The 26,677-nt window shown below is 69.2% G+C and carries 21 protein-coding genes and 2 pseudogenes; 14 read left to right on the forward strand and 9 right to left on the reverse strand.

Going from position 1 to position 26,677, the window contains the following annotated elements; translation table 11 throughout:
• Positions 1-32: 32 nt before the first annotated feature.
• Entirely contained in the window at positions 33-842 is an 810-nt protein-coding gene (locus tag FB384_RS19215; RefSeq protein WP_183786402.1) for an inositol monophosphatase family protein, read from the reverse strand.
• 177 nt (positions 843-1,019) lie between these two features.
• Here FB384_RS19215 and ppgK point away from each other — a divergent pair, with 177 nt between their 5' ends.
• A complete protein-coding gene (ppgK, locus tag FB384_RS19220; protein ID WP_183786049.1) occupies positions 1,020-1,781 on the forward strand; it encodes a polyphosphate--glucose phosphotransferase in 762 nt (253 codons plus the stop codon).
• Between the two features lie 206 nt (positions 1,782-1,987).
• A complete protein-coding gene (locus FB384_RS19225) occupies positions 1,988-3,391 on the forward strand; it encodes an RNA polymerase sigma factor (protein ID WP_183786403.1) in 1,404 nt (467 codons plus the stop codon).
• A 363-nt stretch (positions 3,392-3,754) separates the two neighbouring features.
• Here the strand turns inward: FB384_RS19225 and FB384_RS19230 are convergent, their stop codons facing one another.
• A complete protein-coding gene (locus FB384_RS19230) occupies positions 3,755-4,627 on the reverse strand; it encodes an EamA family transporter (protein WP_183786051.1) in 873 nt (290 codons plus the stop codon).
• Positions 4,628-4,890: 263 nt separating this feature from the next.
• Here FB384_RS19230 and FB384_RS19235 point away from each other — a divergent pair, with 263 nt between their 5' ends.
• The gene (locus FB384_RS19235) at positions 4,891-5,070 is read left to right on the forward strand and encodes a DUF7455 domain-containing protein (protein ID WP_183652685.1); all 180 of its coding nucleotides are present in this window, start codon (positions 4,891-4,893) and stop codon (positions 5,068-5,070) included.
• Between the two features lie 311 nt (positions 5,071-5,381).
• Here the strand turns inward: FB384_RS19235 and FB384_RS19240 are convergent, their stop codons facing one another.
• The gene (locus FB384_RS19240; RefSeq protein WP_183786053.1) at positions 5,382-7,112 is read right to left on the reverse strand and encodes a DEAD/DEAH box helicase; all 1,731 of its coding nucleotides are present in this window, start codon (positions 7,110-7,112) and stop codon (positions 5,382-5,384) included.
• A 356-nt stretch (positions 7,113-7,468) separates the two neighbouring features.
• Here FB384_RS19240 and FB384_RS19245 point away from each other — a divergent pair.
• Positions 7,469-8,582: pseudogene (locus tag FB384_RS19245) on the forward strand (YihY/virulence factor BrkB family protein); the annotation flags it as partial.
• A 536-nt stretch (positions 8,583-9,118) separates the two neighbouring features.
• Here the strand turns inward: FB384_RS19245 and FB384_RS19250 are convergent.
• Positions 9,119-9,367, reverse strand: a complete 249-nt coding sequence (locus FB384_RS19250; protein ID WP_183786055.1) for a DUF3039 domain-containing protein — start codon at positions 9,365-9,367, stop codon at positions 9,119-9,121.
• A gap of 61 nt (positions 9,368-9,428) precedes the next feature.
• Here FB384_RS19250 and FB384_RS19255 point away from each other — a divergent pair, with 61 nt between their 5' ends.
• The gene (locus FB384_RS19255) at positions 9,429-10,412 is read left to right on the forward strand and encodes a pseudouridine-5'-phosphate glycosidase (protein WP_407676098.1); all 984 of its coding nucleotides are present in this window, start codon (positions 9,429-9,431) and stop codon (positions 10,410-10,412) included.
• Positions 10,409-11,311: a carbohydrate kinase family protein gene (locus FB384_RS19260; protein ID WP_183786059.1), complete on the forward strand. Its 903-nt coding sequence runs from the start codon at positions 10,409-10,411 to the stop codon at positions 11,309-11,311. Before FB384_RS19255 ends, FB384_RS19260 begins: the two co-directional genes overlap by 4 nt.
• Positions 11,312-11,568: 257 nt before the next feature.
• On the opposite strand, the pseudogene FB384_RS19265 reads toward FB384_RS19260, so the two are convergent.
• A pseudogene (locus tag FB384_RS19265) lies at positions 11,569-11,908 on the reverse strand (DUF3099 domain-containing protein); the annotation flags it as partial.
• 123 nt (positions 11,909-12,031) lie between these two features.
• On the opposite strand from FB384_RS19265, the gene FB384_RS19270 reads away from it, so the two are divergent.
• The 4 genes from FB384_RS19270 (at position 12,032) to FB384_RS19285 (ending at position 17,586) form a co-directional block, all read left to right on the forward strand.
• Entirely contained in the window at positions 12,032-13,585 is a 1,554-nt protein-coding gene (locus tag FB384_RS19270) for a DUF7782 domain-containing protein (protein ID WP_183786061.1), read from the forward strand.
• Positions 13,582-14,007 carry a D-aminoacyl-tRNA deacylase gene (dtd, locus tag FB384_RS19275; protein WP_183786063.1) on the forward strand — a complete coding sequence of 142 codons (426 nt, stop codon included), beginning with the start codon at positions 13,582-13,584 and terminating at the stop codon, positions 14,005-14,007. The genes FB384_RS19270 and dtd overlap by 4 nt, the downstream gene beginning before the upstream one ends.
• Before the next feature lie 252 nt (positions 14,008-14,259).
• Positions 14,260-15,378: a sigma-70 family RNA polymerase sigma factor gene (locus FB384_RS19280; RefSeq protein ID WP_228726483.1), complete on the forward strand. Its 1,119-nt coding sequence runs from the start codon at positions 14,260-14,262 to the stop codon at positions 15,376-15,378.
• A 528-nt stretch (positions 15,379-15,906) separates the two neighbouring features.
• The gene (locus tag FB384_RS19285; protein ID WP_183786065.1) at positions 15,907-17,586 is read left to right on the forward strand and encodes a fumarate hydratase; all 1,680 of its coding nucleotides are present in this window, start codon (positions 15,907-15,909) and stop codon (positions 17,584-17,586) included.
• A 74-nt stretch (positions 17,587-17,660) separates the two neighbouring features.
• On the opposite strand, the gene FB384_RS19290 is transcribed toward FB384_RS19285, so the two are convergent.
• Both FB384_RS19290 and FB384_RS19295 read right to left on the reverse strand, forming a co-directional pair.
• The gene (locus FB384_RS19290; protein ID WP_183786067.1) at positions 17,661-18,098 is read right to left on the reverse strand and encodes an SRPBCC family protein; all 438 of its coding nucleotides are present in this window, start codon (positions 18,096-18,098) and stop codon (positions 17,661-17,663) included.
• Positions 18,099-18,138: 40 nt separating this feature from the next.
• On the reverse strand, positions 18,139-18,591 hold the full coding sequence (locus FB384_RS19295) for a hypothetical protein (protein WP_183786069.1): 453 nt from the start codon (positions 18,589-18,591) through the stop codon (positions 18,139-18,141).
• Between the two features lie 41 nt (positions 18,592-18,632).
• On the opposite strand from FB384_RS19295, the gene FB384_RS19300 reads away from it, so the two are divergent.
• The 4 genes from FB384_RS19300 (at position 18,633) to FB384_RS19315 (ending at position 23,821) form a co-directional block, all read left to right on the forward strand.
• Positions 18,633-19,868: an APC family permease gene (locus FB384_RS19300; protein WP_183786071.1), complete on the forward strand. Its 1,236-nt coding sequence runs from the start codon at positions 18,633-18,635 to the stop codon at positions 19,866-19,868.
• A 124-nt stretch (positions 19,869-19,992) separates the two neighbouring features.
• The gene (locus FB384_RS19305; RefSeq protein WP_183786073.1) at positions 19,993-20,721 is read left to right on the forward strand and encodes an NrtR DNA-binding winged helix domain-containing protein; all 729 of its coding nucleotides are present in this window, start codon (positions 19,993-19,995) and stop codon (positions 20,719-20,721) included.
• 23 nt (positions 20,722-20,744) lie between these two features.
• Positions 20,745-21,872 carry a 5'-methylthioadenosine/S-adenosylhomocysteine nucleosidase family protein gene (locus FB384_RS19310; RefSeq protein ID WP_258935897.1) on the forward strand — a complete coding sequence of 376 codons (1,128 nt, stop codon included), beginning with the start codon at positions 20,745-20,747 and terminating at the stop codon, positions 21,870-21,872.
• A complete protein-coding gene (locus FB384_RS19315) occupies positions 21,869-23,821 on the forward strand; it encodes a hypothetical protein (RefSeq protein WP_183786077.1) in 1,953 nt (650 codons plus the stop codon). The genes FB384_RS19310 and FB384_RS19315 overlap by 4 nt, the downstream gene beginning before the upstream one ends.
• A 14-nt stretch (positions 23,822-23,835) precedes the next feature.
• Here FB384_RS19315 and FB384_RS19320 read toward each other — a convergent pair whose 3' ends face one another.
• Entirely contained in the window at positions 23,836-24,945 is a 1,110-nt protein-coding gene (locus FB384_RS19320) for an NAD(P)H-dependent flavin oxidoreductase (RefSeq protein ID WP_183786079.1), read from the reverse strand.
• A 94-nt stretch (positions 24,946-25,039) separates the two neighbouring features.
• A complete protein-coding gene (locus FB384_RS19325) occupies positions 25,040-26,656 on the reverse strand; it encodes an acyl-CoA synthetase (protein WP_183786081.1) in 1,617 nt (538 codons plus the stop codon).
• Positions 26,657-26,677 lie beyond the last annotated feature (21 nt).

The following is a 26,677-nucleotide window of genomic DNA, read 5'->3' on the forward strand; positions in this document are numbered from 1 at the left end:
ACAGCCCTCGCCCGGCCGGCTGCCACCCTCGGTCAGATGCCGCCCATCCCGCACTCGATCAGGGACGCGCGCAGCGGTTCGGCAATGGCCGGTGCGGCCGCCATCGTGCCGTCGGTCCCGAGCTCGGGGTCCTGGCCAGGCAGCGCCACGACGGCGCCCGCTTCCTCGGCCAGCAGCGCGCCCGCCGCCCAGTCCCACCGCGCGAGGCCGTGCTCGGCGTAGCCGTCCAGCCAACCCGCCGCGACGTGGCACAGGTCGAGTGAAGCCGATCCGCCACGGCGGATGTCCCGCACCCGGCCGAGCAGCGCGGCGATCATCGCGGCCTGCCGCTTCCGTCGCTCGGTCACGTAGTTGAAGCCGGTACCGATCAGGGCCATGTCCAGCCCAGCGGGCCGCGACACCGTCAGCCTGCGCCCGTCCAGCCACGCGCCGCCACCGCGCACCGCCGTCCACCGGCGTCCGCTCACCGGTTCGACGACCGCGCCCGCGACGGACACGCCGTCGATCTGCGCGCCGACGGACACGGCGAAGTCCGGCAGGCCGTACAGGAAGTTCACGGTGCCGTCGATCGGGTCGGCGACCCACGTGACGTCACCGTCACCGGCGCGACCGTCACCGTCCTGACCGCCGCCGCCTTCCTCGCCGAGGACCGGCTCCCCCGGGCGCAGCTGGGCGAGCCGGGCGCGGATGAGCTTCTCCGAGGCGACGTCTACGGCCGTGACGACGTCGGTGCGGCTCGTCTTGGTCTGCACGTCCACGCCGGCGCCGTCGAGCATCGACTCGCGTTCGGCCGCGACGAACGCGGCCGCCTCCACGGCGACGCGCTCGGCGACCTCGACCAGGTCGACGTACGGCGAGGCGGCACCGTCGGCGGAGCCGGAGGTGGCGGAACGGTTCGGGGCCGGGGTTCCGGATTCGGGTTCGATCGTGTCCACGGGGTCTATAGGACCACACCGCGCCGCCGACCCGGCTAAAGTCTCCCGCCAGGAATCTGAATCGAGCAGGAAGGGGCGACGCCGATGGCGGCGACGCGAGGGTTCGGCATCGACGTCGGCGGGAGCGGAATCAAGGGCGCGCTCGTCGACCTCGACACGGGCGAGTTCATCGGCGACCGGTTGCGCATCGACACGCCGCAGCCGGCCACGCCCGGAGCCGTGGCGGACGTCGTCGGTGAGATCGTCCGCCACTTCGACTGGGACGGCCCGGTCGGCGTGACGCTGCCAGCCGTCGTCAAGCAGGGCGTCGCCCACACCGCGGCCAACATCGACCCCAGTTGGATCGGCACGGACGCCGACGCCCTGTTCGCCAAGCGACTCGGCCGCAGCCGCGACGACGTCGCCATGCTCAACGACGCGGACGCCGCGGGTCTGGCCGAGATGCGCTTCGGCGATCCGGCTGTGCGCTCCGGTGTCGTGGCACTGCTGACCTTCGGCACGGGCATCGGCAGCGCACTGTTCGACGACGGCAAACTCATGCCCAACACCGAGTTCGGCCACATCGAGGTCGACGGCCACGACGGTGAGACCCGCGCCGCCGCGTCGGTGAAGGACCGCGAGGAACTGTCGTACCCCGAGTGGGCCGCGCGCGTGGATCGTTATCTGACCGTGCTCGAGAATCTGATCTGGCCGGATCGGTTCATCGTCGGCGGCGGCGTGAGCAAGAAGGCCGAGAAATGGGTGCCCCTGCTGACGAACCGGACGCCCGTGGTGGCGGCATCGTTGCAGAACAACGCGGGGATCGCGGGCGCGGCGGCGGCCGCGGCGGAGGGCATCGAACCCTGACCGGCGACCGCCACGGCGCCCCCGCCACGCCTCGCCCACCGGGCGGGCAACGGGATTTCGACGACGAAAAACATGATCGCGCCCCGACTCCGCGCGGCGACGTCGTTACAATGGAACACGGCCCTCGACTGCGGGATGCGAAACCGCAGGCCGAGGGCATGTCCCCCGAATCCAAGGCAGCCGGGACGCATGCGTACCGGTTCGTCATGATCGACCGCTGCGAAAGGGCGTACGTGGCAGCCGCAAAGACCGCAACCCGAAGCGGGCCGAAGACAACGAGCGCCGCCGAGCAAGCGACAGCCGAGGAGACGGCGGCCGCCGACGGTGCCGAGGCGCCGGAAGCGACAGCGACCAAGCCTGCGCGCAAGACGGCCGCGAAGAAGTCTTCCGCCAAGTCCACCAAGTCGGCCAAGTCGACGGCTTCCGCCAAGGCGAAGCCGAAGGCCGAGGGCGAGGAACCCGACCTCGACGGCGCCGATGTCGAGGACGTCGACCTGTCCGACCTCGACGTCGACGCGGTCGAGGTGGATGTCGTCGACGCCACGGTGACCGAGGAGGACGCCGAGGAGGCCGAATCCGAGGAGGCTCCGAGCGGCAAGAAGAAGCAGCAGACGCCGGACGGCGACTTCGTCTGGGACGAGGAGGAGTCGGAGGCCCTGCGGCAGGCCCGCAAGGACGCCGAACTCACCGCGTCGGCCGACTCGGTCCGCGCCTACCTGAAGCAGATCGGCAAGGTCGCCCTCCTGAACGCGGAGGAAGAGGTCGAGCTCGCCAAGCGCATCGAGGCCGGCCTGTACGCCTCCGAGCGCATGCGCGTCATCGAGGAAAAGGGCGAGAAGCTCACCACTCAGATGCGCCGCGACCTCAAGTGGATCATCCGCGACGGCGAGCGCGCCAAGAGCCACCTGCTCGAGGCGAACCTGCGACTGGTCGTGTCGCTGGCCAAGCGCTACACCGGCCGTGGCATGGCGTTCCTGGACCTGATCCAGGAGGGCAACCTGGGCCTGATCCGTGCGGTCGAGAAGTTCGACTACACCAAGGGCTTCAAGTTCTCCACGTACGCCACGTGGTGGATCCGCCAGGCGATCACGCGCGCGATGGCCGACCAAGCCCGCACCATCCGTATCCCGGTGCACATGGTCGAGGTCATCAACAAGCTCGGCCGCATCCAGCGTGAGCTGCTGCAGGACCTCGGCCGCGAGCCCACTCCGGAGGAGCTCGCCAAGGAGATGGACATCTCCCCGGAGAAGGTCCTGGAGATCCAGCAGTACGCCCGAGAGCCGATCTCGCTCGACCAGACCATCGGCGACGAGGGCGATTCGCAGCTCGGCGACTTCATCGAGGACTCCGAGGCGGTTGTCGCGGTCGACGCCGTGTCGTTCACGCTGCTGCAGGACCAGCTCCAGTCGGTGCTGCAGACGCTGTCCGAGCGCGAGGCCGGCGTGGTCCGGCTGCGCTTCGGCCTCACCGACGGTCAGCCGAGGACTTTAGACGAGATCGGTCAGGTCTACGGGGTCACGCGCGAGCGGATCCGTCAGATCGAGTCGAAAACGATGTCCAAGCTGCGTCACCCGTCGCGGTCCCAGGTCCTGCGCGACTACCTGGACTGACGACCGGCGCGGCTGTCACAGCCCGACACGACAACGGCCGCCGGCCCGCACACCGCGGGCCGGCGGCCGTTGTCGTGTCGGGCAACCGTCGCCGTGACCGCCCGGGCATCCGGCAGTCGCCGCGATCTCCCGAGTCGTCGGCCTCCCAGGCTGGCGCGTCCGGTGTGGACACACCAGCGGTGCAGCTTTGCCGATCTCAGGCGAGAATCACGGGAACCGTCCATTGTGTCCGGAAACACCTCCCGATGGATCGACCAGGGCCGGAAACGGCGGGGTCGTGCCCGACGGTGGTGCGCAAGCGCCACACCTGCCGTGCCGACCATGCCCCCGCCGGCACGACGGGGTCGGGACGGGTGGGCGAGATCAGGGCGGTTCGCGCACCGACTCGTCCGAACCCCGCGAGCGCAACAGCACACCGCACACGACGGCGAGGATGCCGAGGGCCTCCGTGAGCGCCGGCACCTGCCGCAGCACCACCAGTCCGACCAGCGTCGCGGTCACCGGCAGCAGAGCCAACAGGACGGCGAACCGCGCCTGCCCGACCCGCCGCAGGACCACCTGATCCAGGCCGTACGGCACAACGGTCGACAGCAGGCCGACGCCGATGCCGAGCAGGAGCAGGTCCGGCTCGGCCCACACGCCGCCCGTACCGAGCGCCAGCGGGCTGAGCACCACCGTCGCGACTGCGAAGCCCACCGCGAGGCTGTCGATCCCGTTGCCGCCGAGCGCGACCTTCTTGCCGAGCACGATGTACCCGGCCCACGCCGCGGCGGCGGCCAGTGCGAACGCGACGCCCGCCGGACTGCCGCTCCACTGCACGTCGGCGATGGCCAACACGCCCGCCACCACGAGTGCCAGCGCGGCGAAGTCCCGCTTCGTGCGCGAGCCGAGCGCGGCGACCAGCACCGGCCCGACGAACTCGATGGCCGTGGCCGTGCCGAGGGGCAACCGGGCGATCGCCTCGTAGTAGACGACGTTCATCAGGGCCGTGACCACGCCGAACGTGCCCGCCAACAGCAACGGCCTGCCTCGCCACGCCGCCCGGCCCGGCCTGCGCCATGCGAGAAGAATCACAGCGGCACCGAGGCAGCGCAGCCACGCCACGCCCGCCGGGGTCGAGGCCTCGAAAAGCCACACGGCAACGGCCGCGCCCACGTAGATCGAAATTCCGCTGAGAACGAACAGGGCCGGTGCGGGAATCGTGTCGATTCGCCGTTTCGCAGCCGAGATATCCACACGACGATGGTGCCCGACCACCGAAAATGCCCAGCTGAGGGCCCTGCGCGCCGCACCGCGGTGACCACGCACGAAACGGCCGCCGACGCAAGGACGGCCGCGACGTGACACACCTCCCACCGGCGCGGGAACACTTGCGGGCGCCAAAACGTCTGTAAGAGTGGACGGCAGCGAACAACGAAAGCGGCAACCAGAGCCGACTTCGTTCTCGCGGCTGAATTGATGGCATCGGCGCGCCGATGCCGGGACGGAGGGAGACTCCCATGACTTCACCGACGCTCACCCGCCCCGAACTGACCCGCGCGGACCGTTGCGACCGGTGCGGAGCCGCAGCCCAGTTGCGAGCGGTACTCCCCAGCGGCGGCGAACTGCTCTTCTGCGGACACCACGGCCGTGAGTACGAGGCCAAGCTGAAGGAACAGGACGCCGACATTCAGCGCTGAGTAGCCATCACCAGCCGTCAACACGGCTCGTCCGGAGTCGGGGACCGGGGCGAGGAGCGGCACTGAGAGCGCCGCTGTGAGGCCCGCACCGACATGACAACAACAGCCGACACGCAGTAGGGGGCGGAACCCGATTCGGGTTCCGCCCCCTACTCGGTTCGGTGTCTCCTCGGTTCCGTGCCCGCGCGTTGCCGTCACCACGGGCACGGCGCCCATCGCACGCAGGGCCGCATCTCCGCGTGGGCACGGTCACCGCGCGCAGGGTCACCGCGCACAGGGTCTCGGCGGGCACGCGCACCGCGAGCCCGCGGTCACCAGGAGCGCAGTGTCGCGATCCGCTCCTCAAGCTGTTCGACGGTCGCCATCGCCGTCGGCGGGCCGCCGCAGATCCGCCGCAACTCGTTGTGGATCGCGCCGTGCGGCTTCTTCGTCCGGTGGTGGTAGACGCCGACGAGCGCGTTCAGCTCCTTGCGCAGCGCATGGATCCGCTCCCCGACCGCCTGCGGCCGCGCCGCGGGCTCGGGAGCGGCCGGTTCGGGCTGCTTCGGCTTCCGTCGCTGTTCGTCGGCGAGCTGCTCCTCCTGCCGCTTGCGCAGCAGTGCCCGCACCTGATCGGGTTCGAGCAGCCCCGGCAGACCGAGGTACTCCTGCTCCTCCTCGCTGCCGGAGAACACGGCGGTGCCGAACGAGTCGCCGTCGTAGATCACCTGGTCGAGCTCGGCCGACGCGCCGAGCGAGGTGAACGCCTTCTCCTCCTCACCGGGCTCGTCCTCGGTGCGGTTGGCCGCCAGCAGCAGCTCGTCGTCCCAACCGTCCTTTTCCCGGTGGGGTTTGCCCAGCACGTGGTCGCGTTCGGCCTCCAGCTGGCTGGCCAGCTCCAGCAGCACCGGCACGCTCGGCAGGAAGATGCTCGCCGTCTCCCCCGGCTTGCGCGCACGCACGAAACGGCCGATGGCCTGGGCGAAGAACAGCGGCGTCGAGGCGCTCGTGGCGTAGACACCGACCGCCAGCCGCGGCACGTCGACACCCTCGGACACCATCCGCACGGCCACCAGCCACCGCTCCGTCGACTCGGCGAACTCACCGATGCGCTGGGTGGCCTTCGGATCGTCGGACAGCACGACCACGGGCGGCTCCCCCGCGATGCGCTGCAGGATCTTCGCGTAGGCACGCGCGGAGTCCTGGTCGCTGGCGATCACCAGCCCACCGGCGTCCGGTATCCCGTTCGCCCGCAGCTGTGAGAGCCGCGTGTCGGCGGCCTGCAGCACCGACGGCACCCACTCCCCGCCCGGATCGAGGGCAGTGCGCCAGGCCCGCGCGGTCTGTTCGGCCGTCAACGGCTCCCCCAGGCGGGCGGTGAACTCGTCGCCCGCGCTGGTGCGCCACGACGCCTCCCCGGAGTAGGCCAGGAACACGACGGGCCGCACGACACCGTCGGCGAGGGCGTCGGAGTAGTTGTAGCTGCTGTCGGCCTTACTGCGCAGCGCACCGTCGGCGTCCGGTTCGTAAGTGACGAACGGGATGGGCGAGTCGTCGCTGCGGAACGGCGTACCGGTCAGGGCCAGCCTGCGGACCGCAGGGGTGCAGGCCTCCTCGACGGCCTCACCCCACGACTTGGCATCGCCCGCGTGGTGGATCTCGTCGAGGATCACCAGTGTCTTGCGGTTCTCGGTGCGGACGCGGTGCAGGTTCGGATGCGCGGCGATCTGCGCATACGTGACCGCGACACCCTGGTAGTCGGACGAGGTGACGCCGGTGGTGTTGCGGAAGTTCGAATCGATCGCGATGCCCGCGGCCGCGGCGGATGCGGCCCACTGGTGTTTGAGGTGCTCGGTCGGCGTGACGATCGTGATCGCCTCGATCGTCCGGTCGGACAGCAGCTCGGCCGCCACCCGCAGACCGAACACGGTCTTACCGGCACCGGGCGTCGCCACGGCGAGGAAATCCTTCGGCCGCTGCGTGAGGTACTTCGTCAGCGCCCGGCGCTGCCATGCGCGCAGCGGCCGGGCCGTCGCGTCGCTGTCGGGCTCCGGTGCGGACACGGCGCGCTCCTCGTGGCGCGCCTGAGCCGACCTCTGGTCCGACGTCGCCGACACAGCCGATGCACTCCCCTTTCCCACCAGAACCGACAACGGTCACCGGCCGTCCGCCGGTGACCCGTTCGCGCACACCCGCCCACCGGGCGGCTCGCACAGCAAAACCCTCCCGCGCCGACCGGCTCCGCTGGCGGCCGTCGTGGTGAGGGCGCGTCGGAAAGAGTACCCGGACCGTCCGACAGGATCGGCTCACGGCCGGGCCCGCGACATCGCCCGGCGAGGCAGTTTCCCGCGACACGCCGGGGCCGATCGCACGGGCGAGCGCGCCGATTCCGACCCGATGGACCATGCTGGGACCCGTCATGAACGACCAGAACATCGGCAGGCCCACCGGCGACGAGGCGTCCGCACCGCCGGGCGGCGACGCCGGCACCGACGAGCGCCCCGCGGACACACCGGAACACGGCCCGGAGCGCTCACCGTCGGGCGGCCAGAAGGCGCCGCGACGTCGCAAAGGCCCGTTTCGCCTGCTCGGGCGCACGTTGAACAAGGCGTGGGAAGGCAACATCTTCTCCGAGGCCGCCGAGGCCGCCTTCTGGCAGACCCTGTCCCTCCCGCCGCTGCTGCTGGGCCTGCTCGGCAGCATCGGCTACATCGGCGACTGGTTCGGGCAGCAGGTCGTGACCCGGGTCCACGACAACATCATCGGGTTCGCCGACACGATCTTCAGCGACAGCGTGGTCCAGCGGATCATCGAACCCACGGTCAACGACATCCTGACCACCGGCAAGGGTGAGATCGTCTCCGTCGGTTTCCTGATCTCACTGTGGGCCGGGTCGTCGGCCATGTCCTCGTTCGTCGACGCGATCACGGTCGCTCACGACCAGTACGGGGTGCGCAACGAGGTCTGGCAGCGGATCTTCGCGCTGCTGCTGTACATGGCGAGTCTGGCACTGCTCATCGTCGGCCTGCCGATCATCGCCATCGGGCCGGACCTGTTGCCCGACTTCTTCCCCCCGGAATGGCGACCGACCGTGTCGACGTGGGTCGGCACGCTGTACTACCCGACGGCCGGCGTGGCGCTCGTGCTGGCCCTGGCGACGCTGTACAAGCTCTCGCTGCCCCGCAAACTCCCGTGGCACCGCGGCCTTCCCGGCGCCGTGCTCGCGATGGTGATCTTCCTGCTCTCCAGTGTCGGGCTGCGGCTCTACATCGGCTGGATCACGACGACCGGCTACACCTACGGTGCGCTCGCCACGCCGATCGCCTTCCTGCTGTTCGCGTTCTTCATCGGCCTGGCCATCGTCGCGGGTGCCTACTTCAACAGCGCCATCCAGGAACTATGGCCCGCCAAGCCGACCCGCAGGCAGCGGCGAGCCTGGCAACGGCTCGAACGGGAACGCGCCGCGGAACACATCAAGGCCGACGAGAACCGGCCGCTGGCCAGCCGAACCACGCTGCCGCTCCGCAGGAAGCCGCCCCGGCAGCCGGGACCGTCCCGGGATCCCCGCAGCACACCGCGGGAAGGCACCACACAGGAGCACACGGCACACGAGGGCCCGGCACACAGGGGGACAGCACACGACGCCGTGCCACCGAACGACGCAGCACACAACGATCCGGGCCACAACGATCCGGGCCGTAGCGACCCAGCTCAGGGCGGCCCAGCTCAGGGTGACGCCGTCCGTGACACGGCCCCACAAGACCCGCACTCACCGAACAGCAGCCCTCAAGACGCCGCCCCCCACGACAGCGCCCCCCACGACAGCGCCCCCCACGACAGCGCCCCACAGGACAGCGCCCCACAGGACAGCGCCCCACAGGACAGCGCCCCACAGGACAGCGCCCCACAGGACAGCGCCCCACAGGACACGGCCCCACAAGACACGGCCCCGAAGGACACCGGGCGGCCCGCCGGCGACCGGGCGGCCGACGCCTGACGTGGCGGCAGCCCGGTCAGGCCGGGAACGGCCGCCCGGCCCGACTCCGGCGCGGCCGCACGGCCGGACGTGTCACTCGTCGCCGCCGGGCGGCAGGCCCTCGAAGATCTTCTTGCAGTCGGGGCACACCGGCGAACCCGGCTTGGCCGACTTCGTGACAGGGAAGACCTCGCCGCAGAGCGCCACCACGTGCGTACCCGTGACCGCACTCTCGGCGATCTTGTTCTTCTGCACGTAGTGGAACACCTCGGGGGCGTCGTCGTCGGTGCTCTCGGTGCCCTCGGGGCGGGTGTCGACATCAGGCAACGTTGCAGTGCTCATGTGCACCAGTTTGCCACCCACGGCCACACGAGTGGATGCCTATGGGCCAGGATTGCCCGCTGTGACCAGTACGCCCCGCCCCGCCACTCCCCGCCCCGCCGCTCCCCGCCATGCCGCGAATCCCGCCGCCGACGCTCCGGTGACGCTGTCGACCGAGGTCGCCGAGGCGCGCGATGCCGGCGCCGCCGTCGTCGCGCTCGAGAGCACGATCCTCTCGCACGGTCTGCCGGCCGGCCGGAACCTGGAGGTCGCGGCCCGGCTCGAGGACACGGTCCGCCGCGCGGGCGCCGTGCCGGCCACGATCGCGGTGCTGGACGGCACCCCGCAGGTGGGACTGACGGCGGCCCAGCTCGAACGTGTCTGCTCGGCGGACGAGGAACTCGACAAGCTCTCCGCCCGCGACCTCGGCCCCACCCTGGCCGCGGGCCGTTCCGGTGCGACGACCGTGGCCAGCACGTCGGTCCTGGCCCACGCCGCGGGCATCGGTGTGTTCGCCACCGGCGGCCTCGGCGGCGTCCACCTGCCCCCGCCGGGCGCGACGACGACCTGGGACGTCTCCGCCGACCTGGGCGTGCTCGGCCGCACGCCGATCCTGGTCGTGTGCTCCGGAATGAAGTCGATCCTCGACATCCCCGCCACGTTGGAGGTCCTGGAGACCGGTTCGGTGCCGGTGCTCGGCTACGGCGTCGACGAGTTCCCCGCGTTCTACCTGCGTTCGTCGGGGCTGCCGGTGCCGCATCGGGTCGACAGCCCCGGACAGGTCGCCGGGGCGATGACCGCCCACCGGGCGTTCTCGTCGGCGGGCATGCTGCTGGCCAACCCGATTCCCGCCGAGGCGGAGATGGACCGCGAGCTGCACGACCGCCTGCTCGCCGAGGGCCTGGCGAAGGTCGGTGAGGCGGCGGTGAGCGGCGCCGACGTCACGCCGGTCCTCCTGGAGCATTTCCACACCGCGTCCGGCGGCGTGAGTCTCGACGCCAACGAGGAGCTGGTCGTCGCCAACGCCGAGCTCGCCTCCCGCGTGGCCGTGGAGCTCGCCCGATGAGGATCGTCGTCGTCGGCGACGCCGGCCTGGACGTGGTGGCCCGGCACGAGGGCCCGCTGGTCCACGGCGGCGACACTCGCGCCCAGGTGGGGCTGACCGGCGGTGGGGCCGGCGCCAACACGGCCCTGTGGCTGCGGGCCGCGGGCGCGGATCCGGTGCTGCTGGCCCGCGTCGGGGACGATCCCGGTGGCCGGCTGCTGCGCACGGAGCTCGAGGCGGCGGGCGTCACGTGCGCCTTCGCCGTCGACGCCGACGCCGACGCCGCGACGTGCTGCGTCGTGGTGCTCGTCGACCCCGACGGCCAGCGCACGATGCTGCCCGACCGGGGCGCCAACAAGCACTTCAGTCCCGCCGACGTCGACACGGTGGGCCCCAGGGCACTCGCAGGCGCCGACCACCTGCACCTGTCGGGTTACGTGCTGCTGGACCCGTCGTCGCGGCCCGCGGGCCTCGCGGCTCTCGAGGCCGCACGGGCCGCCGGGGTGCCCACGTCGGTGGACCCGCAGGCGGCCGCGCTCATCACCGATCCCGACCGGTTCCTCGCCGATGTCCGCGGCGTCGACCTGTTGCTGCCCAACGCGGCCGAACTGGCCGCGCTCACCGGGTCCGGCGATCCGGCCGCGGCAGGCGAACTGCTCGGGCACGTGGGAGCCGTCGCCGTCACCACCGGTCTCGACGGGGCCGCCTGGGTCGACGCTGACGGCATGCGGACCGTACCCGCGCAGCCTGCGCCGTGCGTCGACAGCACGGGAGCCGGGGACGCGTTCAACGCGGGCCTGCTCACCGCACGTCTGCGCGGCGAACCGGTGCGGGACTGTCTGACGGCAGGCGTGCAGCTGGGTGCACAGGTCGTCAGCCAGGTGGGCGCCCAGCCCGTACCGGGCTCACTGCCGGCCTGAGCGGCACGTCCGGCGGCGACGGATGTTGACCGGGCCCGGACAGGCCCGGGACGCAATGCGGCTCGCCGCCCGTCGCACAGCGGCAACCCCGGCGTGTTCGGCGGCGACCGCTACTCGCCGGGCGCGCTGCCGCCTGCCGAACGTGACCACGACGCGGCGGACGCGTCCGGCCCGGACGTACCCGGTCCAGCAGCTCCGGATCCAGCAGTTCCGGATCCAGCAGTTCCGGGTCCAGCAGCTCCCGCCGCTCCGGCGACGTCGATCACCTGGTGCGGAGTTGCCTCGAGTGCACGGTGCTGCCGGTGGTAGCGATTCACCTCTTCGCTCTTGCGGGGCGGCCGGTCGTTGGCGATGAGGACGGCGATCCACGGCAGCGGGATCGACAGCACGAGCAGCGCCAGTGCGAGCCACCACGTCTGGTAGAAGACGCCGGCCAGCACCAGGCACGGGAAGCGCATCCCCATCGTGAGGACGTACTTGCGTTTGCGGGCAGCGAGCTCGTCGTCGTAGGAGGGCGCCGCCTCGGTGATCAGGACCGGGTCGCCGGGCCTGTCGCGTTCCTCCACCGGCCTCACCTCCACGGGTCCATGCTCCCACCGCGACCCGACGAGCGACAGGCGGGGCGAGGCGCGCGGGCACCGGCGCCGGAGAGGTGATCCGCGCCCGTGCGGCCGACCACACACCGCCGGGCGGGCGTGAGCCGTGCGACGATGACACACCGTGAACAGTGCCGAATCCTCCGAGACCGTTCCCGCACTCACCCCCGCCGTGTGCGCGCGCCTGCGCGAGGCGCTGCTCCGCTGCCGGTACGACGTCGACGGCGTCACCGAAGCCCTCGGCTCGGCCGCGCACGCCGCGCTCGGTCGCGGTGAGCCGCTGCCCGCACTGCGCGCGAGCGCCGAGGCCGGCGAACTCGGCACCCTCGTCCGGCTGTTCCTGCTCGGCCGGAGCGAGCCCGCCGACGCGGTGGCCGCCGCGTTCGCCCCGCTGACCGTCGAGGACGCCGTCGCCGCGGCGATCCTGCGGCCGGACGGCGACGGGTTCCGCGCGGGCCTGGACATCCGTCCGCACAGCGACGACGAGGGGTCGTGGTGGGTGGTCGCCGACCTGGACTCCGACCAGCTGGGCCGTCCGGTCGACCGCGAACACGTCCTCGGGGTCGGGCACGCCTCGCTGAGCCTGGTGCGGGCGACGAGCCGCAGGCCGGTGGGATCGCTGCTCGACCTCGGCACCGGCAACGGGGTGCAAGCGCTACACGCCAGCAGGCACGCCGAGCACATCACCGCCACAGACGTATCGGCGCGCGCGCTGGCGCTGGCGCGCGCGACGTTCCTGCTCAACCAGCTCGACGTCGAACTCGTGCAGGGCGAGTGGTTCACACCGGTGGCGCGCCGCCGGTTCGACCAGATCGTGTGCAACCCGCCGTTCGTCGTGGGGCCGCCGCGCGTCGACTACACCTACCGCGACGCCGGCCTCGGCGGCGACGACGCGAGCGCACTGGTCGTCCGGCAGCTGCCGTCGCTGCTGACCGACGGCGGTGTGGGGCAGCTGCTCGCGTCCTGGCTGCACGTCGGCGACGAGGACTGGTCGGACCGCGTCACCCGCTGGCTGCCGCACGGCACCGACGCGTGGTTCGTGCAACGCGACGTGGCCGATCCGGCACTGTACGTCGGCACGTGGCTGCGCGACGAGGGTATCGATCCGAGGTCGCCGGAGGGCCTGGCGAAGGCGGAGGCGTGGCTCGACTGGTTCGCCGCCCACGATGTGCGCGGCATCGGGTTCGGGTTCGTCACGCTCCGCAAGACGGCCGGCGAGCCGACGATCGTGTGCGAGGACCTGCGGCAGGCCTACGACGACCCGCTGGGCGCCGAGGCGGCGGCGTGGCTGGACCGCGTGGAGTGGCTGCGTCCCCGCGACGACGCAGCGCTGCTGGCGACGCCGTTCCGGGTGCCGGACAGCGTCGTGCTCGAACGGATCGACGCGCCGTCGGACGAGGGCTGGGAGACGTCGATACGGCGGCTGCACCGGGTCGACGGCCCCGGCTGGCAGCACGAGGTGGACGACCTCGCAGCGGCCCTGCTCGGCGGCTGCCGTGGCCTGCTGCCACTCGAGGACCTGCTGGAACTGCTGGCCGCCGCCCACGGCGAGGACGTCGCGCAGCTGCGCGGCACCGCGACGTCGCTGGTGCGTGAGCTCGTCCGCCACGGCATGCTCGAACCCGCCGGCGGATTCCCCGAGTCGGGCCCGCTGCCGGCGCGGGAGGCCGCGCGGTGAAGGCGGTCGTGACGAGGGTCACCGAGGCGACGGTGACCGTCGGCGGCGAGGTCGTCGGTGCACTCGACAAGCCGGGTTTGTTGGTACTACTCGGAATTCACACGGACGACACGTCGGACAAAGCCGACACAATGGCGCGGAAACTGCACGAAATGCGACTACTGCGCGACGATGAGTCGTGCGCCACGGCCGATGCACCACTTCTCGTCGTCAGCCAGTTCACCCTCCACGGCGACACCCGAAAAGGTCGCCGTCCATCGTGGACGGCCGCGGCCCGGCCCGAGCACGCGGAGCCGTTGGTGAACGCCGTCGTCGCCGCACTGGCCGAACGCGGCGCCCACGTGGAAACCGGCCGGTTCGGGGCGATGATGCAGGTCCACAGCGTGAACGACGGCCCGTTCACGGTGCTCGTCGACGTCTGACCACCTGCCGCCGCGTGCCCCCGTCCGGCGTGTGGTGAAACGTGAACGTGAGGCGTTGCACAGCACGGGAAAACCCCGGGAACGATTTCGCGTGGATCGACGTTGTTCGAGGTAACCGGCCACGAAGCCGGCCGGTGCGTAACGGTTCCGCAGGATTGATCGACTCTTCTGGGGAACACCGCGCGGCAACACACAGGCGGCGGGCGCCCGCCGCATCGCACCGCACGTGAGCCCGCCATCCGGGGAGGCAGAATGACCGTCCAGACTCTCGAACGCGAGGCCCGGGACATCCGCGACCGCGACACCGCGGCCGACGTCCCGATGCCCACGGTCGGTGCGGTCGAACCGGCCGCCGCCGACGCCGACGCCACGGGCGCGGCGAACGCGGTGGCGTCGATACCGGAGCCCGTCGAGCCCGCGGCACGCGCCGCGCTGCAGCTCGAAGACCTCGACGCCCAGGGCCCCGCGGCCGACCTCGTCCGCGTGTATCTGAACGGCATCGGCAAGACCGCGCTGCTCAGTGCCGCCGAAGAGGTCGACCTGGCCAAGCGCATCGAGGCCGGCGTGTACGCCCAGCACCTGCTGGACGCCGCTGAGGACCTCGCCGACGAGCGCGCGTGGGAGTTGCGTCTGGTCGCTCGGGACGGCCGCCGCGCCAAGAACCACCTGCTGCAGGCGAACCTGCGACTGGTCGTGTCGCTGGCCAAGCGCTACACCGGCCGCGGCATGCCGCTGCTCGACCTCATCCAGGAGGGCAACCTCGGGCTGATCCGCGCCGTCGAGAAGTTCGACTACGCGAAGGGCTTCAAGTTCTCCACGTACGCCACGTGGTGGATCCGCCAGGCGATCACCCGCGGGATGGCCGACCAGGGCCGGACCATCCGCCTGCCGGTCCACCTCGTCGAGCAGGTCAACAAGCTGGCCCGCATCAAGCGGGACCTGCATCAGAAGCACGGCCGGGAGGCCACCAACGAGGAACTGGCGGCCGAGTCGGGCATCTCGGTGGACAAGGTCTCCACGCTGCTGGACCACGCGCGCGACCCGGTGAGCCTGGACATGCCGGTCGGCAACGAGGAGGACGCCCCGCTGGGCGACTTCGTGGAGGACGCCGAGGCCGCCGACGCCGAGACGAGCGTCATCTCGGGCCTGTTGCACGACGACATGCGGCGGGTCCTGGGCACGCTCGACGACCGCGAGCAGAACGTGATCCGCATGCGCTACGGCCTCGACGACGGCCAGCCGCGCACGCTCGACCAGATCGGCCGCCACTTCGGCCTCTCCCGCGAGCGGGTGCGGCAGATCGAACGGGAAGTCATGGCCAAGCTGCGGCAGGGTGAGCGGGCCGACAAGCTCCGCGCCTACGCCAGCTGAGCCCTCCGGGGCGCTGGTCCTGTCGCAACGCTGGACCCCGCCGGAACGCCGGCTGCTCGCCTGTAACCCGGATCACGGCTGGTACGAACAATTCGGTGCCGAGAATCGCGCAACCTTTCGGCCGACCGGACGTCTACCTAGTGGGGTTAGGGCAACGCGGCACGCGTTCCACGGAGCATGCCGCCTGCCTGTCGAAGGCCGGGTCCCTCGGGGTGGGGCCCGGCCTTCACCATGTCCGGCCCCGCCCGGGCCGCTCGTCGCCGTGCACCGCGACCTCGCCGTGCACCGCGACCCCGCACTACCGCCGCGCCGGGCCCCACTCCCCTGCCCGTGCCCGTTACTGCCGGTCGGCCCGTCCGTCGTAGCGCGACTCCGCAGGCACACCGGCTGCGCGTTGGCCCGTCACCGGCGTGATCTGGATCGCCCGCCGCGCCCGGTGGCCGCCCCGGGGGCTGCGGGCGTTGTACTGTCGGCTCGTTTCGTGAGTAACCGCCCTTTTACCGACCGCGTGCGAGGCGAGCAGCTACCGTGACCTCTTCCACTCCCCAGTTCGAGTACACCGACGTTCTCCCCAAGGGTAAGGACACCGAGACCGAGTACCGGCTCGTGACCGCCGACGGCGTCAAGGTCGTCGAGGCGGCCGGGCGCAGGTTCCTCGAGGTGTCGCAGGAGGCGCTGACCACGCTCGCGCGGACCGCGATCACCGACATCCAGCATCTGCTGCGCACCTCGCACTTGCAGCAGCTGCGCTCGATCGTCGATGACCCGGAGGCCAGCGGCAACGACCGGTTCGTCGCCATGGACCTGCTGCGCAACGCGGCGATCTCCGCGGGCGGCGTACTGCCGATGTGCCAGGACACCGGCACCGCGATCACGATCGGCAAGCGCACCGAGGGCGTGCTCACCGGCGGTACCGACGAGGAGGCGATCTCGCGCGGCATCTTCGAGGCCTACCGCGACCTCAACCTGCGGTACTCGCAGATGGCGCCGGTGAACTTCTGGGAGGAACGCAACACCGGCACGAATCTGCCCGCCCAGATCGAGCTGTACCACAAGGACGGCACCGACCCCGCCGACGGAGCCGACCCGTCGTACGAGTTCCTGTTCATGGCCAAGGGCGGCGGCAGCGCCAACAAGACGTTCCTCTACCAGGAGACGAAGGCCGTCCTGAACCCGAAGCGGCTGGCCAAGTTCCTCGACGAGAAACTGCGCGGACTCGGCACCGCGGCATGCCCGCCGTACCACCTCGCGATCGTCGTGGGCGGCATGTCGGCCGAGTACAACCTCAAGGTCGCCAAGCTGGCCTCGGCACGTGACCTGGACACGCTGCCGACCGAGGGCTCGCCGCTGGGCCACGGCTTCCGCGACACCGACCTCGAACAGCAGGTCCTGGAGATGACGCGGCAGTTCGGCATCGGCGCACAGTTCGGCGGCAAGTACTTCTGCCACGACGTGCGCGTCATCCGGCTGCCGCGGCACGGCGCGTCCTGCCCGGTGGGCATCGCCGTGTCGTGCTCGGCCGACCGGCAGGCCAAGGCCAAGATCACGGCCGACGGTGTGTTCATCGAGCAGTTGGAGCGCGACCCGGCCCGCTTCCTGCCGGAGGTCACCGACGAGGACCTGTCGGACGAGGTCGTGCCGGTGGACCTGAACCGGCCGATGGACGAGATCCGCGAGCAGCTCTCGCAGTTGCCCGTCAAGACCCGGCTGAGCCTCACCGGCCCGCTGGTCGTGGCACGCGACATCGCGCACTCCAAGATCGCCGAACGGCTCGAGGCCGGCGAGGAGATGCCGCAGTACCTGCGCGACCACCCGGTGTACTACGCGGGCCCGGCCAAGACTCCGGACGGCTACGCCTCCGGCTCGTTCGGTCCCACCACGGCAGGCCGCATGGACTCGTACGTCAGCCAGTTCCAGGCCGCGGGCGGCTCGATGGTCATGCTGGCGAAGGGCAACCGTTCGAAGCAGGTCACCGAGTCGTGCCGGCAGCACGGCGGCTTCTACCTCGGCTCGATCGGCGGCCCCGCCGCACGGCTCGCCCAGGACTGCATCCACAGCGTCGAGGTGCTGGAGTACCCGGAGCTCGGCATGGAGGCGGTCTGGAAGATCGAGGTGGAGGACTTCCCCGCGTTCATCGTGATCGACGACAAGGGAAACGACTTCTTCGCCGAGACCTCCGAGCCGGTGTTGCAGATCTCGTTCCGCTGACCGGGCCACCGGCCCACCAGGCTTCCGGTGTCCTCCCGGCCGCGCCCCGATGCGGCCGGGAGGACACCGGAGGGTCACCGCTGGCCGAAGTGACGCGCGAGCCGTTCGAGGGTCTTGCGGATGGCGACCTCGTTCTTACGGGGGATCGGAGTGCGGTCCATCAGCGCCGCGATCCGCGCCGGAGCCCAGTCGAACGTCTCCGTGACATCGGTGGTGCCGTCGTCGTTCGGTGCCAGTTCCCACCGCCACCGGTGGCCGTTGAAGTGGCGCCAGGCGATGAGCCGGTCCTGGTCGAATTCGACGACCTTGTTCGTGATGCGGTACTTCGCGCCCAGCTTCATGTCCATCGCGAACCGGGCCCCGAGTTCGAGTCGTTCCGGATTGCCGCCCCGGGCGCCCCGGACGGTGCCGGAACCGTCCAGAATCGGATGTTTCTCCGGGTCGGTGAGCAGGGCGAAGATCTCCGGCGCACTCGCGGGAATCGTGCGGGTGACGCTGACCTGTCGTGTCATACGCCCACGGTAGCGCCTACCTACTCGTCAGTAGATCGATCTACTCCTTGCGTTTCGTGTGTTCGAGCACAAGGGTGCGCTCGCCCAACGGCTGGTCGAGTTCGACCGTCACCGGCGGATAGCGGATGTCCATCGTGCACATCATCTTGCCCGCGGGTTCGGTCTCGACCAGCAGCACGGTCACGGTGTCGGCGCTCTGGTCGGTCACTTCGGCGCTGGCCTCGCCGCAGCCGCCTTCCTGCGCGGTGATGGTCAGCGAGGTGTCGTCGGCCTCGGCTTCCCGGGGAAAGCCGTCCGGCAGGCCGCCCGCGTTGAGCTGGGAGTCGGGCAGCGGACCGTCCTTCGCCTCGTGTTCGGCGGGCTGCTTCTTGAACTGCTCCGACGCCGACTCCGAGGGGCCGCTGCCCGCGTCCTGCTCGGCGGGCGGCTGGCCGCACGCCGACAGCACGAGCACGCCTGCGAGAACGCCGAGGGTCGTCTGTTTCCATCTCATGTTCGTCTGGACGTAACCGGGAGCCCGGTAGGTTGCATGCGATGACGGTGGATCGGCTCGCACGCAGACTGGGGACCCCGCAGGCGGTCGTCGTGGGCCTGAGCGCCATGGTCGGCGCGGGCGTCTACACCGCCTTCGCCCCGGCGGCGGCCGCCGCGGGCGGGGCGTTGCCCGTCGCGTTGCTCCTGGCCGCGGTGGTGGCCTACTGCAACGCCACGTCCTCGGCCCGACTCGCCGCGCGGTACCCCGAATCGGGCGGGACGTACGTCTACGGCCGGGAGCGCCTCGGTCCGTTCTGGGGATATCTGGCCGGGTGGGGCTTCGTCGTCGGCAAAACGGCCAGCTGCGCCGCGATGACACTCACCGTGGTCGCCTACGCTGCGCCCGGACTCGGCCAGCCGTGGCGCGGCCTGCTCGCCGTGGCGGTGGTCGCGGCGATCACGACGCTCGACTACCGCGGCGTGCACCGGTCCACCCGCGCCGCCGCCGTGCTGGTGACGGTCAGCCTGCTGGCGCTGGCGACCGCGGTCGTGGCGACACTCACTGCGGGCGATCCGCAGGCGAGCGGGCTCGACCCGACCGCGGGTGCCGGGCCACGAGGCACCCTGGAGGCGGCGGGGCTGCTGTTCTTCGCGTTCGCCGGGTACGCACGGGTGGCCACACTCGGCGAGGAGGTCCGCGATCCGGAGCGCACCATCCCCCGTGCCGTCGGGTGGGCGCTCGGCCTCGTACTCGCCGTCTACGCCCTCGTCGCGCTCGCGCTGCTGACCACCCTCGGCCCCGCCGGGATCGCGGGAGCCGAGGATCCGGTGGCCGAGGCGGTCGCCGCGACCGGGCTGACCGGCCTCGTCCCCGTCGTGCGCGTCGGTGCCGTGCTCGCCGCGCTGGGCGCACTGCTGGCGCTCGTGCTCGGCGTGTCGCGGACGGTGCTCGCGATGGCCCGTGACCGGCATCTGCCCCACGGCCTCGCCGCGGTGCATCCGCGGTTCGGTGTGCCGCACCGCGCGGAGGTCGCCGTCGGCGTCGTCGTCGCCACGCTGGCGGCGACCGTCGACCTGCGCGAGGCCATCGGATTCTCGTCGCTTGCCGTGCTCGTGTACTACGCGATCGCCAACGCGAGCGCGTTCACGCTCGGCCGCAGGATCGTTCCCGTCGCCGGGTTCGCGGGCTGTCTGCTGCTCGCCGCGAATCTGCCGATCGCGTCGGTCCTCAGTGGACTCGGCGTGCTCGCACTGGGCGCGCTCGCCTACGCCGTCAATCGCCGTCGATCTCGGTGAGCCTGCCGACGGCGGCGGAGAAGCCGTCCCAACTCCCCTGCTAACCGGGACACGGCAAGACCCACCTTCTCATCACCCAGTCGGACCCTTTTTGTCACTCTAACAAAAAGCTACGGTCTGCAACATGACCGACGACACCTGGTCACCACCACACATCCTTCTCGCCGTCGACCTCGTGATCTTGACGCTACGAGAGACCCACCTCCACGTCCTTCTCGTGGAGCGGGGCATCGAACCGTACCGAGGTTGTGCGGCGTTGCCGGGCGGCTTCCTCCACAACGACAGGGAGGGACTTCTCGCGGCCGCCCATCGAGAGCTCGACGAGGAAGCTGATCTCGACGCGACTCAGCTGCACCTCGAACAGTTGGGCACCTACGGCGATGCGAACCGCGACCCACGTGGACGTGTTGTCTCCGTGACGTACCTGGCGATCGCACCACGCCTGCCGGAGCCCACGGCCGGCACGGATGCCGCACGGGCCGCGTGGCGACCTGTCGACGCCATCGTCTCCGGCGAGCTTCCCCTGGCCTTCGACCACGACGTCATCATCGCCGACGGCATCGAACGGGCTCGCTCGAAGTTGGAGCACACCCCGCTCGCAACAGCGTTCTGCGAGCCGGTCTTCACGATCTCCGACCTTCAGCAGGTCTACGAGGCCGTGTGGGGAGTCGACCTGGACCCGCGGAACTTCTACCGGAAGGTGCAGAAGGTTCCGAACTTTCTGCTTCCCGTCGATGCCGAACGCCGAGTCACCAAGGGCCGACCGGCTCGGCTCTTCACCGCCGGACCTGCCACCACGCTTCATCCACCGATCCCGCGCCCGGACCATACCGCCTCTCGTCAGGGGGAATGATGACAACGAGCCACACTGTCGTCGTGCTGACCGCGCTCGATCTCGAGTACGACGCCGTACGAAATCGACTCTCGAGTCTCCGCAGCCATCCACACGACAAGGGCACCCGCTTCGAAGTGGGGACCATTCCCGGCACGACACACCGGATAGCCCTCGGACTCGCCGATAAAGGCAACCACAAGGCAGCCGTCATGGCCGAGCGCGCGCTCACCGAGTTCGAGCCCCTGGCCGTCTTGTTCATCGGCGTGGCCGGCGGGCTGTGGAACACACCACTCGGCGACGTCGTCATCGCCTCGAAGATCTACGCGTATCACGGCGGAACAAGTGAGGATGACGGCCTCAAGGCACGCCCGGAGTCCTGGCAGCTCGACCACCGGCTCAGCCAACTCGTTCATCAGCTCAAACGGGACAACCACTGGGTTGCCGACATCGGCCGTGACGAACCAGGCACCGCCCCGACCGCGCACATCGCGCCGATCGCCGCAGGCGAGATCGTGCAGAACTCCAGTACGTCACACGAGGCGACCTGGCTCCGCCAGCACTACAACGATGCCCGCGCGGTGGAGATGGAGGCAGCCGGCGTAGCTCAGGCCGGCCAGCTGAGCGGCGTCCCGGTCGCAGTCGTACGAGGGATCAGCGACCACGCCGACGGGACCAAAGCAACGACCTCGGATTCCGCATGGCAACCCGTCGCAGCCGACCATGCCGCGGCGTTCGGGGTCCGCCTCGCAAGTGAACTGGCCACAGAACAGGAGCATTCGACCATGACACAGCACGGGAACCCGAACGCGCATTACGTACAGAAGGTCGGGAATGGATCGGTGGCGATCCAAGGAAGTACCGTAACAAATAACTCATTCTCCACAGACGCAACAGCGCAGACTATTCGAACAGTTGCGGATTTTCGACGCGAGATCATGTCCCTCCGGTCCGAGTTGCGCCACCTGCAGGAAAGCAACCAGATCGACACGGACACTGCCGATGCCGCCGAGGCAGAACTCAATACAGCAGGCACAACACTTTCCGATCCGTCCACAACTAAGAAGTCTTTCATATTGGCACTAAAGCGCTTTCAGGGACTCGTAGGAAACATTTCAGAAGTGGCCGCACGGGTGGCGACAATGATCGCAGCAGCAGAAGGTCTCGCATGACAGAATCGGGTAACAAAGACCAGGGCGACACCTCCGTGAATATCGAAAACGGAGGGTTCGCGATCCAGAACAGCGAGGTCCACGCGTCAACCCACTTTGAACTGCGCGCGGACGCCACACCCCACGAGCTTCTCCAAAAGGCCCAGAAATTACTCGACGTCAGAGCTCGAACACAAGCACTTGAACTACTAAAAACCGCCGTAGCAGAACTCGGCACACTCGAATCCCGAGTCTACTTGGCACTCGCCTTACTCAGCGGACGCTCGCTCCGCGATCTCGACGAAGACGAAAGATGCCAACTCGACGGGCTTCGCCGGTTCATTAAATGGCACAACGACCCACTATGGACGAATACTGCAGAGCTCATCTGCGAACTTATCGACAGACATGACAACGGCACTCCCGACGCGGATCGCCTCGCTTGTCAAATTGAAAAGCTCGAACCAGAACAGAAAGGCCTCGTTTCCGATCATCTGAAACACGTGTTAGCCGGCGAGGAAAAAGAGCTTATTTGGGAGCAAATTCGACTCCGGGCAAAAGAGGGCCAGTACTCCAACAACCGCGAGGGTCGAATATGGGCATATTTCTGCCCGAAACCTGCCAGTGCACGCGCCCATATACCACCCCCGATCGCCACGACCAACAGTGACGTTCTCCATGCCAAATCCTGGCTCGCCATGCTATTGTTATCATTGACCTATATCGGCTGGTTTCTCGTAACGAACACCGGAATACCCACCGTAGCGACCTATGTCATTGCGGTAGGCTTAACCTTTCTCAGCGTGACTTGCGGAATGGAATGGCATTACCGGAGCAAGCGAATAGCGTATAAAGATCGCCTGTACACATACGACCCGTTTAGACGTCGCCCCGAAGCAGGGTTCGCCGGAAAGGTCACCGACTACGTCCGAGAGCGTTTTCAGAAGAGCATTCCAGCCAACGTTGACAAAAAGACTTGGATGGATGATACCGCAGGACTGAGAGCTGCCCTGTGCAACGAAATCGTGGATCTGTACGGCGATCAGAAGAAATACGTCGGCAAGGTCCGTTGGCTCATCTGCGACTTGACTTGGGATATCCAGAACCGATACACCAACGGATATCTTTATACATACCGGGAACGTTATCGCACGCCATACCCGACAAAACTTTGGTGCATTGGTGCAGCTGCACTGGGGGCTACATTCTGGATCGGCACGATAGTAGACCTTTTTTCAGCCTTCCCAATAAGAACTGCTGCCGCAGCACTCATAACACTGGGCGTAACATTAACTAGCGTGAAACGCTGGACACACATAGTCCAAGAACGACGCCGGTTTGAAGACGACGAAAACGAATACCAAGAGGATATTGCTCAACGTGAAGCGTGGCGGAACCGATGGTTGAAGAAGATCGACGACCACTGCCCCACCGAGGAGGAAATGGAGCACTGGCTCAATTGCGACACTACGCTCATCCTGGACAAAGCACTAAGAAACTATCGCATATCATGGACGGACGTGATTCGCGAAGCAACGCTCATATCACCTGCGGCCAACAGCTACCGCGCACGCCGAAATCTTGGCCCCTGGCGCTACTCGAAATACAATGTACAAACATTCCTTATCACCAGGGATGGCGTTCGTGAGATAAGTACCGAACTCGACTTCAAGAACCTTGACCCAGGAGAACAGGACCGTCACAACTTCCGGTTTGATGCGGTTTCCTCAATTCACGTCAGGCAATCAGCAGAGTCCGAGTACGAACTGAATCTTACCCTAACAAACGGCGACCCTCGAAATATACCGGTAGTCATTTCTTCCGGAGAAGATCTACAGAAGTCCGAAAAGACGGAAAACGTGGCACAGATGAACCTCGATGCCTCTGGCTTCGTCCATACGTTACGCCTGTTGGAAGGCATCGCGGCCGAGGGAAAGGAGTGGATCCAACGCGAACCGGTGCAACACTGACAGGAAGCGGGCGATCAACCGTCGTCGATCCCGGTGAGCCGCTGCACGGCACCGGAGAAGCCGGAGCATAGCTCGGCGACGATGTCGGCGACCGGGCGGACCTCGTTCATCCGCCCCACGATCTGACCGACGGGCATCGACACCACCGACGGGTCGGACGAGGCGTGGATGCGGTTGTGCGCGGGCGCCACGAGCAGGTTCTGCAACGGCATCGGCAGCGGCTGCGGGGCGTCCGGCTGCGACCACGCCTCCGTCCAGCGCGTCTTGAGCAGCCGCGCCGGCTTGCCCGTGTAGATCCGGGTCCGCACGGTGTCGGCCGACGTCGCCGCCAGCAGCGCCTGCTGCATCGGCTCCGACGACGGCATCGTCTCCAGGTACTCGCGGGTGCCGAGCCAGATCGAGCCGGTCCACACACCGGACGCGCCGAGCGCCAGCGCCGCCGCGGCCTGCCTGCCCGAGCCGATCCCGCCCGCGGCCAGCACCGGGGCCCGGTCGCCCACGGCGTCGACGATCTCGGGCAACAGCACCATCGAGGCGATCTCACCGGTGTGCCCGCCCGCCTCGTGCCCCTGTGCCACGACGAAGTCCACGCCGTTGTCGACGTGCCGAACCGCGTGCTCGGCCTTCCCCGCGAGCGCCGCCACCGGCACGCCCGCGTCGTGCGCCTGCGCGATGACGTCGGGCGGGGGCGAGCCGAGCGCGTTGGCGATCAGCGCGATCGGATGTTCCAGCGCCACCTCGACGTGCGAGCGGGCCACCGAGTGCAGCCACCCCAGTACGCCGTCGCGCCCCTCGCCCTCGGGCAGTTCGGGCACGCCCAGCTGCGCGAGCGTGCGGTCGACGAACTCGCGGTGCTGCTCCGGGATCAGCGTCTCGGGATCGACGCCTTTGACCTCGTCGGGCACCTTGGCCGGCATCACGACGTCCACGCCGTAGGGCTTGCCATCGGTGTTGGCGTCCATCCACCCGAGCACCTTGTCGAGCTCGTCGGCGTCGTTGAACCGCACGCAACCGAGGACCCCGAGCCCACCCGCGCGGCTGATCGCCGCGGCGACGTGTTCGGACGGGGTGAAGCCGATGATCGGCACGTCGATGCCGAGGGTGTCGCACAGGGACGTGCGCATCGCAGATCCTCCTACGCTGGGGGTGGCCGGCCGGACAGGGCGCAGCGCCGGGCCGCGGCACCGGGTGGCGCGGGCCCCGGGCCGCGAGCGCCGCTCAGGCCGCCGATTTCTCGGTGTCGGGTGTGTGGGCGCCGGCGTGACGCTGGGCCCACTGATAGTCGGGCTTTCCGCTGGGGAGCCGTTCGACCTGCGGCACGAGCCACACGCTGCGCGGCACCTTGTACCCCGCGACCGCGCCCCGGACGTGCTCCTCGAGCGCGGCCAGGTCCAGCTGAACGCCCGGCCGCGGTTCGACGACTGCGCCGACCCGCTGGCCCATCCGCTCGTCCGGCACGCCGATCACGAGCGCGTCGAACACGTCGGGATGCGACTTGAGCGCACCTTCGACCTCTTCGGGGAAGACCTTCTCCCCACCGGTGTTGACGCACTGCGATCCGCGCCCGAGCAGCGTGACCGTGCCGTCTTCCTCGTACCGGGCGTAGTCGCCGGGCACCACGTAGCGCACTCCCCCGGCCTCGACGAAGATCGTCTCGCTCTTGGCCGGGTCCTTGTAGTAGCCGAGCGGCACGTGGCCGCGCCTGCCGATCCGCCCGACCGCACCGGGCTCGGCGGGCACGATGGTGCCGTCGTCGTCCAGCAGTACCGCGTCCTTGCCGAAGTTGACGCGCGGGCCCGCCGAATGGTCGTCCTCGCGCCCCATCATCCCGATGCCCGTGAAGCCGCTCTCGGAGGAGCCGATCGCGTCGGTGAGCACGAGGTTCGGGAACTCGGTGAGGTACTCCTGCTTCACGGACTGCGAGAACAGCGCCGCGTGACTGGAGACCGCCACGACCGACGAGGCGTCGTACGAGCCGGCGCGGTAGGCGTCGAGCAGCGGCCGTCCCATGGCGTCCCCGACGATCGTGAGCACGTTGACCCGGTGCCGCTCGATCGCGCGCCAGACCTCGTCCGCGTCGAACTGCGGCACGAACACGACCGTGCCGCACGCGAACAGTGCTCCGAACGCCGCCCACTGCGCCGCGCCGTGGATCAACGGTGCCGCGGGGAGACGCACCATCGCGCCGTCACGGCCCTGTTCGGCGAGGGCCCACTCGTCGGGCACGTACTCGCCGGTGATGAAGTCGATACCACCGCCCAGCGCGCGGAAGACGTCCTCGTGGCGCCACATGACGCCCTTCGGGTACCCGGTCGTGCCGCCGGTGTAGAGGATGTAGAGATCGTCGCCGCTGCGCTGCGGGAAGTCACGCTCCGGTGAGCCGCCCGCGACGGCGTCCTCGTACCGGACCGCGCCGGGCGCCGCCTCGGTGTCGGTGCCGTCCTCGATGACGAAAACGTGTTTCAGTTTCGGTAGCGAGGGCAGGACCGTCGCGACACGGTCGGAGTACTGCCGCTCGTACATCAGCACGGCGACGTCGCCGTTGTCGAGCAGATAACTCAGCTCGGCCTCGACGTAGCGATAGTTGACGTTGATCGCGATGGCGCGGAGCTTGTACGCCGCGAACATCGTCTCGATCATTTCCAGTGAGTTCCGCGAGTACACGCCGATGTGATCACCCTTGCCGACCCCGATGGACGCCAGGTGGTGCGCGAGCCGGTTGGCCCGCTCGTCCAGTTCGGTGTAGGTCAGGCTCCGGTCACCACAGACGACCGCGGTGCGATCGCCCGCGACGTCGACGGCGTGCTCCAGCAGGTCTGCGATGTTGAAGGCCACGACGAACAAACTAGAACATGT

It is taken from the genome of Prauserella sediminis, from assembly GCF_014195435.1.
Classification (GTDB): domain Bacteria; phylum Actinomycetota; class Actinomycetes; order Mycobacteriales; family Pseudonocardiaceae; genus Prauserella; species Prauserella salsuginis.

Coding starts and splice junctions, on each gene's coding strand:
- ppgK (WP_183786049.1), top strand. CDS start 1,020: ATGGCGGCGACGCGAGGGTTCGGCATCGACGTCGGCGGGAGCGGAATC.
- FB384_RS19225 (WP_183786403.1), top strand. CDS start 1,988: ATGATCGACCGCTGCGAAAGGGCGTACGTGGCAGCCGCAAAGACCGCA.
- FB384_RS19235 (WP_183652685.1), top strand. CDS start 4,891: ATGACTTCACCGACGCTCACCCGCCCCGAACTGACCCGCGCGGACCGT.
- FB384_RS19250 (WP_183786055.1), bottom strand. CDS start 9,367: ATGAGCACTGCAACGTTGCCTGATGTCGACACCCGCCCCGAGGGCACC.
- FB384_RS19260 (WP_183786059.1), top strand. CDS start 10,409: ATGAGGATCGTCGTCGTCGGCGACGCCGGCCTGGACGTGGTGGCCCGG.
- FB384_RS19280 (WP_228726483.1), top strand. CDS start 14,260: ATGACCGTCCAGACTCTCGAACGCGAGGCCCGGGACATCCGCGACCGC.
- FB384_RS19290 (WP_183786067.1), bottom strand. CDS start 18,098: ATGACACGACAGGTCAGCGTCACCCGCACGATTCCCGCGAGTGCGCCG.
- FB384_RS19295 (WP_183786069.1), bottom strand. CDS start 18,591: ATGAGATGGAAACAGACGACCCTCGGCGTTCTCGCAGGCGTGCTCGTG.
- FB384_RS19300 (WP_183786071.1), top strand. CDS start 18,633: ATGACGGTGGATCGGCTCGCACGCAGACTGGGGACCCCGCAGGCGGTC.
- FB384_RS19305 (WP_183786073.1), top strand. CDS start 19,993: ATGACCGACGACACCTGGTCACCACCACACATCCTTCTCGCCGTCGAC.
- FB384_RS19315 (WP_183786077.1), top strand. CDS start 21,869: ATGACAGAATCGGGTAACAAAGACCAGGGCGACACCTCCGTGAATATC.
- FB384_RS19320 (WP_183786079.1), bottom strand. CDS start 24,945: ATGCGCACGTCCCTGTGCGACACCCTCGGCATCGACGTGCCGATCATC.